Origin of the sequence: Herbiconiux sp. (genome assembly GCF_023264895.1) — a bacterium.
In the GTDB taxonomy this organism is placed as follows: domain Bacteria; phylum Actinomycetota; class Actinomycetes; order Actinomycetales; family Microbacteriaceae; genus Herbiconiux.
Window position 1 is genome coordinate 1 of the sequence record NZ_JAHFUY010000115.1, and the last position, 12,075, is coordinate 12,075.

Annotated in this window: 9 protein-coding genes and 1 pseudogene; 4 read left to right on the forward strand and 6 right to left on the reverse strand. The window is 71.7% G+C overall.

Going from position 1 to position 12,075, the window contains the following annotated elements:
- Together Q0D57_RS17430 and Q0D57_RS17435 are read right to left on the reverse strand one after the other, a co-directional pair.
- Nucleotides 1–700: DUF1980 domain-containing protein (locus Q0D57_RS17430; RefSeq protein WP_291046433.1), on the reverse strand; the 700-nt coding region annotated here is incomplete at its 3' end.
- Entirely contained in the window at nucleotides 693–1,700 is a 1,008-nt protein-coding gene (locus tag Q0D57_RS17435) for a permease (protein ID WP_291046434.1), read from the reverse strand. The genes Q0D57_RS17430 and Q0D57_RS17435, both read right to left, overlap by 8 nt.
- A 253-nt stretch (nucleotides 1,701–1,953) precedes the next feature.
- Here Q0D57_RS17435 and Q0D57_RS17440 point away from each other — a divergent pair, with 253 nt between their 5' ends.
- A complete protein-coding gene (locus Q0D57_RS17440) occupies nucleotides 1,954–3,009 on the forward strand; it encodes a TIGR03617 family F420-dependent LLM class oxidoreductase (protein WP_291046436.1) in 1,056 nt (351 codons plus the stop codon).
- Between the two features lie 88 nt (nucleotides 3,010–3,097).
- On the opposite strand, the gene Q0D57_RS17445 is transcribed toward Q0D57_RS17440, so the two are convergent.
- The 4 genes from Q0D57_RS17445 to Q0D57_RS17460 form a co-directional block, all read right to left on the reverse strand.
- A complete protein-coding gene (locus tag Q0D57_RS17445) occupies nucleotides 3,098–3,613 on the reverse strand; it encodes a heme-binding protein (RefSeq protein WP_291046438.1) in 516 nt (171 codons plus the stop codon).
- Entirely contained in the window at nucleotides 3,610–4,659 is a 1,050-nt protein-coding gene (locus Q0D57_RS17450; protein WP_291046440.1) for a biotin/lipoate A/B protein ligase family protein, read from the reverse strand. Before Q0D57_RS17450 ends, Q0D57_RS17445 begins: the two co-directional genes overlap by 4 nt.
- 378 nt (nucleotides 4,660–5,037) lie before the next feature.
- Nucleotides 5,038–5,718, reverse strand: a complete 681-nt coding sequence (locus tag Q0D57_RS17455; RefSeq protein WP_291046441.1) for a response regulator — start codon at nucleotides 5,716–5,718, stop codon at nucleotides 5,038–5,040.
- Nucleotides 5,715–7,910, reverse strand: coding sequence for a Spo0B domain-containing protein (locus Q0D57_RS17460; RefSeq protein ID WP_291046443.1), 2,196 nt, complete (start codon nucleotides 7,908–7,910; stop codon nucleotides 5,715–5,717). Before Q0D57_RS17460 ends, Q0D57_RS17455 begins: the two co-directional genes overlap by 4 nt.
- A gap of 174 nt (nucleotides 7,911–8,084) precedes the next feature.
- Between Q0D57_RS17460 and Q0D57_RS17465 the strand changes: the two genes are divergently transcribed.
- From Q0D57_RS17465 to Q0D57_RS17475, 3 genes and pseudogenes are all read left to right on the forward strand, one after another.
- Nucleotides 8,085–9,563, forward strand: a complete 1,479-nt coding sequence (locus Q0D57_RS17465; protein ID WP_291046445.1) for a citrate:proton symporter — start codon at nucleotides 8,085–8,087, stop codon at nucleotides 9,561–9,563.
- Between the two features lie 106 nt (nucleotides 9,564–9,669).
- Entirely contained in the window at nucleotides 9,670–10,416 is a 747-nt protein-coding gene (locus tag Q0D57_RS17470; RefSeq protein ID WP_291046446.1) for an HAD-IA family hydrolase, read from the forward strand.
- Nucleotides 10,417–10,491: 75 nt separating this feature from the next.
- Nucleotides 10,492–12,075, forward strand: a pseudogene (locus Q0D57_RS17475) (glycoside hydrolase family 65 protein); the annotation flags it as partial.

A 12,075-nucleotide genomic window follows, 5' to 3' on the forward strand; every position in this document is an offset into this window, starting at 1 on the left:
CGGGCTGCGCGTCGACGGCGCAGCAGGTCACGACGAAGCGCGCCACGTAGAAGACGTTCTCGGGGTCGGCGGCATCGGGGGTGACGAACCCGACCGCGTCGACCGTCGCGCCCTCGAAGAACTCGGGCGACGAGATCTGGCCGAGCACCGAGGCCCAGTCCTTCACGGTGAAGGAGGAGAAGTCGCCGCCCACCGAGATCAGCTCGTCGTCGGCGAGCACGGGAGCCCCCGCGTTCATGTCGCGGTCGGCGGCGGTGGCGCTCGAGAGCGTGGCCGGGGGCACGATCACGAGGGCGAGCACGGTCGCGACCGCCACGGCCACCGACCCCGCCACGGCACCCGCTGCGGCGAGGCGCCCGCGTCGGCGCCGGCGCGCATCCGCACCGCCGTGTGCGTCGCCATGTGCATCGCCGTCGACGTCGTCGGAGTCGTGGGCGTGAGCGTGGTCATGGGCGTGCCCGTGATCGTGAGGGTGTGCGTGGTCGTGCATGTGGGCGCCGCCACCGCGCCCTCGGCCCCACGCGAATGCGACGCCCGCCACCACGAAGGCCGCCGCCACGGCCGCCATGATCATCGTGAACTCCACGTAGCGCGGGTGGATGTAGAGCGCGAGCCGCCCGGTCGCCCCGAGCCACAGCGTCGCCCCCACGAGCACCCCGGCGAGCACGAGCCCCTGCCAGAGCCCGATCCGCTCACGCAAGCTGGTTCACCACCAGCGCGACCACGACGGTCGCCATCGCCGCCACGAGCGAGATCTGCAGGATGGCGGTGCGCCGGTACGTGGTGCGCATGAGCGCGATCATCTTGAGGTCGATCATCGGACCGAAGACGAGGAACGCCACGATCGCCCCCGGCATGAACGTCGACCCGAGCGAGAGGGCGAAGAACGCGTCGACGTTGGAGCAGATCGAGATCACGAAGGCGAGGGCCATCATCACGAGGATCGACAGCAGCGGGTTCGACCCCAGCTCCACGAGCACCTCGCGCGGCACCGCCACCTGCACGAGCCCCGCGATGCCCGCGCCCAGCACGAGCGCCGGCAGCATGGTCGAGGTCTCGCGCACGAACATGTCGACGCTGCCGCCGAAGCGTCCGGCCCGCCCGCCACCGGTCTGCTCGGGAACCCGGCAGGCGGCGGCGAACCGGTCGGTGAGAATGCGCTCCGGTGCCGGATGCCGGCTGAACAGCCACCCCATCAGGTTCGCCACGAGGAAGCCGCCGACGATGCGGCCCACGAGGATCCCGTTCTCCCAGCCGAACGCCTGGTAGGTGGTGACGATCGTGATCGGATTCAGGATGGGCGCCGCGAGCAGGAACACGATCGACTCGGCCGGGGTGAAGCCGCGCAGCACGAGACCGCGGGCGAGCGGCACGTTGCCGCACTCGCAGACGGGCAGCAGCATCCCGATGAAGGAGATGCAGACCCGCCGCAGCACGCCGTTCCGCGGCAGCACCCGCGTGATGAGCTGCGGCGGGAGCCAGTGCTGCACCACGATCGAGAGCACGATGCCGAGCACGACGAACGGCAGCGACTCGACGATCACGCTGATCGAGAGGGTGAGGAAGTCCTGCAGCCGGGCCGGGAGGTCCCAGGCGCCGGAGCCACCGGTGGCGGCGCGCACGGCGACCACGAGGCCGAGCAGCCCGAGGCCGATCAGGGCGCCCCGACGCCAGCGGACGGCGGCGGATGGCTGCCCCATCCGGGTCGCCTGAATGCGGCCGGGAGTCGCCGCCACTCCGCGCGAGGGTCGGGTGGCGGTGGAGGGCATCACGGCTTTCGGGCAGGACCGGGTGGGACCCCGCGAGACTAGCCGAGCGCTCCGGCCCGCCCGGCCGACTTCACCGCCGGTTGGGCAGGAGTTCGCGCCGTGTTCGTGCGCACCCGGCGTGCCTCGTCTGCATCCTCGCCACACCCGATCCGCAGGCTCGGCCGCGGTGTGGTGGGATGGAGCCATGCCCGACGAAGCGCTCACCCCCACCACCGCCAGCCCTGCCCCGTTCCTCCTGGACGCGGGGGGGGACGTCGCGGCGAACCCCCTCGAGGCCGAGGCCGAGGCGGTCCGCGCCGAGGCCGACGGCTACGACGGCGTGCTCGCCATCGAGCTCAAGCACGATCCGTTCGTGAGCCTCGCCCTCTCGGCCCGCGCCACCTCGCGCGTGCGCCTCACGAGCGCGATCGCCGTGGCCTTCGCCCGCAATCCGATGAACACCGCGATGCTCGCCAACGACATCCAGCTCATCTCCGGCGGCCGGTTCGTGCTCGGGCTCGGCTCGCAGGTGAAGGCGCACATCGAGCGCCGCTTCGACATGCCCTGGTCGCATCCGGCTCGCCGCATGCGCGAGTACGTGCAGGCGGTCCGCGCCATCCAGCACGCCTTCGCCACGGGCGAGCGCCTGAAGTTCGAGGGCGAGTTCTACTCGCACACCCTCCTCCCCCCGATGTTCAGCCCGGGCGCGAACCCGCACGGAGCCCCGCCGATCGTGGTCGCGGGCGTGGGCGAGCTCATGACCGAGGTCGTGGGCGAAGTGGCCGAAGGGCTCCTCGTGCATCCGCTCACCACGCGCCGCTACCTCGACGAGGTCACCCTGCCCGCCCTCGCGAAGGGGCGCGCGACGAGCGGTCGCACCGACCCCGTGGAGCTCAGCCTGCCCGCCTTCATCGCGATCGGCGACGGCCAGGCCGAGGTCGACTCCGCCGTGCGTGCCGTGCGCAAGCAGATCGCGTTCTACGGATCGACGCCGTCGTACCGGGGGGTGCTCGAGACGAACGGGTGGGGGGAGCTGTACGAGCCGCTGCACGCGGGGTCTCTGCGCGGGGAGTGGGAGGCGATGGCCGATCTCGTGCCCGATGAGATGCTCGAGGCCATCGCTACGATCGGGTCGCCGGCGGAGGTGGCGGAGGGGCTGCGGGCTCGGTACGCGGGGGTCATCCAGCGGTTGTCGTTCAATGCGCCTTATGCGGTGGATCCGACTGTATGGGCGGAGCTGAAGCGCGAACTGGGCGCCTGACCTGACCCCACTTCCGCTCCACCAGTGCGGGGTAGCGCCAACCGTCCGAAACCCACGGTTTTCGAGCAGTTGGCGCTACCCGGCAGCGTCAGGAGCGGGTGTGGGCTCTCGCGTAGGCGGCCAGGGCGTCGGCGGAGGTCTCGTGGTCGACCGTGTCGGGTTCGCCTGAGGTGGTGATGGTTCCGGCGAGGGCGCCCTGCACGAAGAGGGGGATGGAGCCGCCGTGGGCCTTCATGGTGGCGTGGTCGAGGGCGGGATCCGTGAGGGTCTCGAAGGGGGTGCCGGCCTCCTCGAAGCGGCGGCGCACGAGGAGGGAGGGCTGCGAGAAGTGGCGCACGACCGCCGCCTTGCCCGCGAGCCAGGGGTCGTTGCCCGTGTCGGTGGCGCCGAACTTGGAGCGGAAGACGGTGTCGTCGCCCAGCACGATCTCCACGGCGAGGTCGAGCCCGCGCTCGCGGATGAGCATCGACGCGATCACGCCGAGCTCGAAGGCGTCCGCGTTGGTGAACGAGGAGACATCGAAGGGCTCCGCGGCCTCGAGGGATGCGACCGTGAAGGGGTTCTCGGCGAGGGCGGTCTCGCGGGCCGTGCCGGCGGCGCTCACGGCACGCGGCCGATCCACTCGGGGGTCGCGAACTTCGTGCGCACCAGCTCCTCGGCGGCCGCGCGCTCCTCGGGCGTGATCTCGGAGGGGGCCGCGCCGTAGAGGCCCGTGAAGGTCGAGATGAGGCGGTCGATGATCTCGGCGCGGGGCAGGCCCGTCTGGCTGCGGAGCGGATCGACGCGCTTGGCCGCCGACTTCGTGCCCTTGTCGCTCATCTTCTCGCGGCCGATGCGGAGCACCTGCACCATCTTCTCGCCGTCCATGTCGTAGCTGAGCGTGGCGTGGTGGAGCACCGCGCCGTTGCCGAGCCGCTTCTGCGCGGCACCGCCGATCTTGCCCTTCGCCGACGAGATGTCGTTGAGCGGCTGGTAGAACGCCTCGATGCCGAGGGACTTCAGCGCCGTGATGACCCACTCGTCGAGGAACGCGTAGGAGTCGGCGAACGACATGCCCTGCACGAGCGCCGCGGGGGCGTAGATGGAGTAGGTGACGACGGAGTTGGCGTCCATGAACATCGCCCCGCCGCCCGAGATGCGGCGCACGATCTCGAAGCCGTACTTCTCGGCGTTGGCCGGGTCGACCTCGTTCTTCACCGACTGGAAGCTGCCGATCACGACGGCGGGCTCGTTCCACTCCCAGATGCGCAGGGTGGGCTTGCGGCGGCCCTCGCCCACCTCAATGGCGAGCACCTCGTCGAGGGCGAGCTGCATCTGCGGGCTCTCGGCGCCGGTGTGGATGAGCTGCCACTCGTAGGCGTCGAACGTCGTGGCCTTCGCGACGGCGCGACGCACGGCGACGGCCACGGCTTCGGCGGAGAAGCCGAGCAGCACGGCGCCTTCGGGCAGGGCGCCCTTGACGGCGGCGGTGATGGTGGCGGCGTCGCTGTCGACCGGCAGCCCCTCGACGGCCGCGTCGATGAGCGGCAGCGCGTCGTCGGGCTCGAGGAAGAAGTCGCCGGCCAGCCGGAACCCGCTGATCCGCCCCTCGTCCTCCTCGAGGTCGACCACCACGAGCTTGCCGCCCGGAACCTTGTACTCACCGTGCATGAACGCCCTCCTCGGCTCCCTCCCACCCTACTTCGGGCGGCCCCGCCCCTCCCCTCCCCCCCACTTGACACAAGATGTGCCAAGTCGGCGCTTTTCGGCGCACCTACTGTCAAGTCGCGCGAGCCTCCTGGCGACGAGTAGTCGCCCCCTCCGCCGACTTGACACAAGATGTGCCAAGTGGGCATTTTTCGGCCCATCTTCTGTCAAGTCGCGGATACGTGAGCGGCGGGTCGGGGGCATGGCTTCCCGACTTGACACAAGATGTGCCAAGTCGAAGGTTTTGGGCGCACTTACTGTCAAGTCGCGGAAATGAGTGGGGGGGCAGGCGCAGGGCGCGAGCGGGCCAGGCGAGCGAGCGGGCGGGGCGGGGGCGCGCGGCTACCTCGGGCCCGCCGTGCGGTAGCGGTGCTCGGGGCGGCCCGTGGCGCCGTACTGGAGTTCGATCGCGAGCTGGCCCTCGTGCGCGAGCGACGAGAGGTAGCGCTGGGCCGTCGCACGCGAGATGCCGATCCGCTCGGCGATGGCCGGCGCCGACAGGGCGGTCCCGGATGCGGCGAGCGCCTCGAGCACAGCCGTTTCCGTGGGCGAACGGCGGGCCCCCGGAGCGCCGCCCCCCGCACCACCCGCGCCGTGCAGCACCCGGCGCGCGCGGTCGACGGTGGACTGATCGAGCTCCGGCTGCGCGTCGAGCAGGTTGCGGTAGCGGGTGTAGGCGCGGAGCTGCTCGGCGAGCTCCTCGTCGGCGAACGGCTTCACGAGGTAGGCGAACGCCCCGCGCTGGAACGCCCGCCGCACGGCAGAGGCGGTCACGGCGGCCGAGAGCACGATCGCATCGACGTCGATCGCGCGCACGAGGTCGAGCCCCGATCCGTCGGGGAGGTAGATGTCGGCGAGCACGAGATCGGGCTGCACCGACTCCACGAGCTCCCGCGCCTCGGCCACCGTGCCCGCGGCGCCCGCCACGACGAATCCGTCGACACCCTCGACGATGCGGGTGTGCAGCCGCGCCACCCGGAAGTCGTCGTCGACCACCACCACCCGGAACCTCGCAGCGCTCACGACCCGTCCTCCCTCTCGAACTGCTCCTCGAGCCGCGCGCAGAACACCGCGCCGTGCGGCAGGCCCGACGTCGTGCGCACGTCGCCCCCTCCCGCCATCGCGAGCCACAGCTCCCCACCGTTCCGCCGCGCCACCTCCGCCGACAGCCGGAGCCCGATCCCGTGCCCGTGCGCCGCCTCGCCGGCGGCCCCGCCGACGTCGGCGGCACCGCGCGCACTCGCTCGGCCCAACCCGCCACCGGCATCCGCCGCGTCCGACGCGCCCGGGACCACCGGCGCATCCAGCGCAGCACTTTCGTCAACCGCGCTCGGCGCATCCGCCGCTTCCGGCGTCCTCGGCGCGCCCGAGGCCACCGGCGCATCCCGCGCAGCCCTCTCGCCGACCGCGCTCGGCGCATCCGCCGTTCCGTCCGGCGCGTCCCCGTCGTCCGATGTGGCAGTCCCGGACGCATCCGCGTCGGCGAGCGGATCGCGCACGGCCCCGTCGCCCGAGTCCATCACCGAGAGGTGCAGCTCGTCGCCGTGCCGGAGCGCCTCCACCTCCACCCAGCGCGGAGTGCGAAGCGAAGCGGCCGCCGCCGCGATGCCATTGTCGACGAGGTTGCCGAGCACGGTCGTCACGTCCTCCGGATGCCTCAGCGACCCGACCACGTCGGCATCCGGCCCCACCCGCAGCAGCACGCCGCGGCGCTCCGCCTCGATCGCCTTCGCCCCGAGGAACGCCTGCAGGTACGGCTCCCGAATGCGCCCGGCCCCCTCGAGCGGGAAGCGCACCGGCCCGTGGTCCCCCACCTCGGCGAGGTACTCGAGCGCCTCCTCGGTGTCGCCGGCGCGCACGAGCCCCGTCACCACGTGGATGCGGTTGGCGAACTCGTGCCGCTGCTCCCGGAGCGCGCTCGCGAGGGTGCCGACGGCGGTCAGCCGCCGCGTGAGGTCCTCGACGTCGGTCACGTCCCGCACGATCACCACCCGCCCGAGCAGGCGCCCCTCGCGCCGCACCTCGTGCACGTCGACGAACAGCATCCGCGCCCCCACGACGAGCGGCCCGCCCGCCCCCGCCCCCGCCCCCGCTGAGTCGCGCCGAAGTGTCCCCATTCCGCCGTTCTCGCCCGTTCTGAGAGCACTTGGGCGCGACTCGGCGGCGGGGGCGGAGGGGGTGGCGGCGGAGGCGGCGGGGGTGGGGGCGGAGGTGGAGGACGCGCGGGATGCGTCAGCCGCGCGGGATGCGTCAGGCACCCGGGACGCGCCGGGCACCGGGGATGCGTCCCGCACGCGGGGCTCGTCGGGCATCCGGGCCGCGCGGATGCGCGCCAGCACCTCCGGGTGCGGCACCGCCTCGGCGAGCGGGAGGCCGACCGGCGAGCGGAGGCCGAGCAGGAGGGCGGCGCGGTCGTTGCAGACGGTCACGACGTCCGAGGTCGAGAGCCCGAGGACCCCGTCGTCGACGCCCTGCAGCACCGCCTGCTGGTCGTGCACGAGCGCGAGCAGCTCCTCGGGCTCGAGGCCCAGCGTCTTCCTCCGCAGCCGGCGTGCGATGAAGGTGGCCAGCAGCGCCCCCACCCCGAGCGCGAGGGCGGTCGTGAGCGCCACGGGAACCGCATCCGACAGCACGGTCGACCACACCTCGGCCGGCGGCAGCCCCACCGAGACCTCCCCCACGATCGTCTCCGGCGAGACCACCCCGAAGATCGGCACCTTCGCCCGCGCGGAGTCGCCGAGCGTCCCGCGCTCCCAGCTCACGACCTCCTCGCCGCGGAGAGCGGCATCCGGGCTCGTCGACACCGGATCGCCGATCTCCGCGGGGTTCGGATGCGCCAGGCGCCGCCCCGTGTCATCGGTGATCACCACGAAGAGCGCCCCCGTGCGCGCCTCGACCGAGCGCGCGTAGTCGTCGAGGTCGCCCGCCACGAGCTGCGCATCCGTCGACGCGACCGCCCGCCTCGACTCCTCCTCGGCCGCCGCCCTCACATCCGGTGTCGACGCCACGCTCTGCGCCACCCGCAGCGCCGACTCCTGGGTCTGCTGCACGAGCCGGTTGAACGCCGTCACCGCGAAGAGCGCGGTCGTGATGAGCGAGACCGCGATCATCGCGAGCACGATCGACCGGTTCACCTGCGTGGTGAAGCGAGCACCGTGCACCCGAGCGCCGCGCTCCCCCGCACCGTGCCCCGTCGCACTCCGCCTCGTCGCCATCCCCGCATGCTAGCCCCGCACATCCGGAGCCTGCTGAGCAGAACGAGCAGAACGCGCTCAATGCTCGATTCGCGCCCAATGCGCACTACCGCGCGCCCCCGCCCGGCGCCTCTTTAGTGTGACGGGACCAGCCGCGCACAGCCGGCGCAGACGGAACAGACGAAGGAGTCTCTCGTGCTCGTCCTACTCGGATTCGGAATGGTCGCCACCTTCATGGTGCTGATCATGACCAAGCGGATGACCCCGGTCCTCGCGCTCATCATCGTCCCCACCATCTTCGGCCTGTTCGCGGGAGCCGGTCTCGGCATCGGCGACATGGCGATGGAGGCCATCGGCGGCCTGGCCCCCACGGCCGCCCTGCTGATGTTCGCCATCATCTACTTCGGCCTGATGATCGACGTGGGGCTGTTCGATCCGCTCGTGCGCATCATCCTGAGGATCGTCGGCCACGACCCCGTGAAGGTCGTCGTGGGCACGGCGCTCCTCGCCGCGGTGATCTCGCTCGACGGCGACGGATCCACCACGTTCATCGTGGTCACGAGCGCCCTGCTGCCGATCTACCTGCGTCTCGGGCTCAGCCCGGTGGTGCTCACCTGCATCGCGGGCCTCGCCAACGGCACCATGAACATCCTCCCCTGGGGCGGCCCCACGGCCCGCGCCGCCGCCGCGCTCGACCTCTCGCCGAGCGACGTGTTCGTGCCGATGATCCCCTCGATGCTCGTGGGCCTCGCCATCATCTTCGTCTTCGCCTGGCACCTCGGCCTGATGGAGCGCAAGCGCCTCGGCACCATCGACCTCCCGGACGAGGCGGATGCGGCGACCGGCGGCACCCGCGGTTCCCGCAGCACGCGCGGCACCGGATCCGGCACCTCCGGCACCTCTGGCACCTCCGGCAAGGACCCCCGCGGCGCCGGCAGCCGCGCCGCCGCCGGCACGCAGGTGCGCCGCATCTCGACCACGTCGCTCAAGGCGATCGTGAACCCCGCCGACACCGCGATGGCCGACACCATGCTCGACCCCCAGCGCCCCACGCTCCGCCCGAAGCTGTTCTGGTTCAACCTCGTGCTCACGGTCGCCGTGATGGTGCTGCTCGTGGCCGACGTGCTGCCGCTCGCCTACGTCTTCATGGCCGGAAGCGCCATCGCCATCATCGTGAACTTCCCCCGCGTCTCGCAGCAGGCCGAGCGGATCGTGGCGCACGCGCCGTCGATCGTCGGCGTCGTCTCGATGGTGCTCGCAGCCGGCGTGCTGATCGGCGTGCTCGAGGGCACGGGCATGGTCGACGCCATGGCGGCCTGGGTGGCGGGCTCGATCCCGGCCGAGCTCGGCGCGTTCTCGGCGGTCATCACCGGACTCCTCAGCATCCCGATGACCTTCTTCCTCTCCAACGACGCCTTCTACTTCGGCATCCTCCCGGTGCTCGCCGAGAGCGCCTCCGCCTTCGGCATCGACCCCGTCGACATGGCGCGCGCCTCCATCACCGGCCAGGTCGTGCACATGCAGAGCCCGCTCGTGCCCGCCATCCTGCTGCTGGTCTCGCTCGCGGGGGTCAACCTCGGCGACCACCACAAGAAAGTGCTCTGGCGCGCGGTCGTCGTGGCCCTCGCGATGCTCGTCGTGGGCGTCGTCATCGGTGCCATCGGCATCGGCTGAACCGGCCGATGAGCGAGCGGATGACCGGGCCGCGTCACCACCACGCGGTCACCACGCGAAACGCGCCGATAACACGCCGTTCACGCCCACCCCTTAACGTGGAAGCATGACCGACATGATCACCCGCGATGCCCGCCGCCTCGCGACCGCCCGCGCCCTGCTGTTCGACCTCGACGGCGTGCTCACCCCCACGGTCGACGTGCACATGCGGGCCTGGTCACGCCTGTTCACCCCGCTCCTCGAGGCGCACGGCGCGGCGCCGTACAGCGACGACGACTACTACCTCCACATCGACGGCAAGCCGCGCGTCGACGGGGTGCGCTCGCTCCTGGCCTCGCGCGGGCTGTCGCTGCCCGAGGGCACTCCGGATGACGCCGCCGGCGACGGCACCGTGTGGGCGCTCGGCAACCGCAAGAACGACGCCTTCGCCGCCGAGCTCGCCGAGAACGGGATGGCGCCCTACCCGGGCTCCCTCGACTTCCTGACCGCGGCGCTCGATGCGGGCTACGGGGTCGCCGTGGTCTCGAGCTCGCGGAACGCGGATCCGGTGCTCAGGGCCGCCGGCATCCGGGATCGCTTCGCGGTCGTCGTCGACGGCGTCGTGGCCGCGCGCGAGGGCATCGCGGGCAAGCCGGCGCCCGACACCTACCTGCGTGCCGCCGAGCTGCTCGGCTTCACGGCGGAGGAGTGCGTCGTGCTCGAGGACGCGCACTCGGGCGTGCAGGCCGGGCGCGACGGCGGTTTCGGGCTCGTGGTGGGCGTCGACCGGGGGGTCGGGCCGCAGCTGCTGCTCGATTCCGGCGCCGACATCGTGGTCGACGATCTCGCCGAGCTGCTCCCCGCACTCCGGTAGCCTCCGGCTCCGTTACCATCGATCGACCGCGCCGCGGTCACCGACCCTCTCGCTGCCCTCCCGAGAAAGCCCGCGATGAACCCCATCACCTCCGATCCGCTCGACCGTTCGCAGTTCCCCGTCGACGAATGGGCGCTCACCGAGGCCGAGTTCCACACCGCCACCCAGGGTCGCACCGAGACCCTGTTCTCCGTCGGCAACGGCTATCTGGGGATGCGCGGCAACTTCGAGGAGGGTCACAAGGCCTACGCCGAGGGCACCTTCATCAACGGCTTCCACGACACCTGGCAGATCCGCCACGCGGAGGAGGCCTACGGCTTCGCGCGGGTGGGCCAGACGATCGTCAACGCGCCCGACGCCCGCGTCATCCGCCTCTACGTCGACGACGAGCCCTTCGTGGTGGCCGACGCCGATGTGATCGAGTACTCCCGCCGCCTCGACTTCCGCACCGGCGTGCTCGAGCGGGTCGTGGAGTGGCGCACCCCCTCGGGCAAGCGCGTGCTCATCCGCTCGTGCCGGCTGGTCTCGTTCACCGACCGCCACCTCGCCGTGATCGACTACGAGGTCACGATGCTCGACTCGGATGCGTCGCTGCTCATCTCGAGCCAGATCCTCAACCGCCAGGACCGCGTCGACGAGTACACGCCGGCCCCCGGCACGGGCTCGAACGGCTCCATCCCCGACCCGCGGAAGGCCTCGGGCTTCGCCGACCGCGTGCTGCTCCCGCGGGTGAAGACCGTGCGCGAGGGCCGCTACATCCTGGGCTACCGCACCGCCAACTCGGGCATGACCCTCGCTGTCGGTGCCGAGCACCACCTCGAGACCAGCAACGAGTGGGACGAGACGTCGCAGATCGACGACGACATCGCCAAGCAGGTCTACCGGATCCGCGCCAAGGCCGGGCAGCGCACGCGCCTGGTCAAGACGATCGCCTACCACACGTCGTCGACGGTGCCCACGACCGAGCTGGCCGACCGCTGCAACCGCACGCTCGACCGCATCCGGGAGGAGCCGATCGAGGAGGTCTTCGCGCGGCAGACCGAGTGGCTCGACGACTTTTGGCGCCGTTCGGATGTGCAGATCGAGGGGCACCCGGATGTGCAGCAGGCGGTGCGCTGGGATCTCTTCCAGCTCGCGCAGTCGACCGCGCGCACCGACGGCGGGGGCATCGCCGCGAAGGGCGTCTCGGGCTCCGGCTACGGCGGGCACTACTTCTGGGACACCGAGATCTACGTGCTGCCCTTCCTCACCTACACGTCGCCGCAGGTGGCGAGGAACGCGCTGCGGTTCCGGCAGGGCATGCTGCCCGCCGCCCGTGAGCGTGCGGTGGAGCTGAACCAGCGCGGCGCGCTGTTCCCGTGGCGCACCATCAACGGCCTGGAGTCGTCGGCGTACTACGCGGCGGGCACGGCCCAGTACCACATCGACGCCGACATCTCCCATGCGCTCTCGCAGTACGTGGCGGCCACGGGCGACGTCGACTTCCTCGCCCGCGGGGCGATCGACATCCTCGTCGAGACGGCGCGGATGTGGGCGGACCTCGGCTTCTGGCGGGGGCGCGGCGGTTCGACGGATCCGGAGACGTCGTCGTTCCACATCCACGGCGTGACCGGCCCGGACGAGTACACCACGGTGGTCAACGACAACCTCTTCACGAAC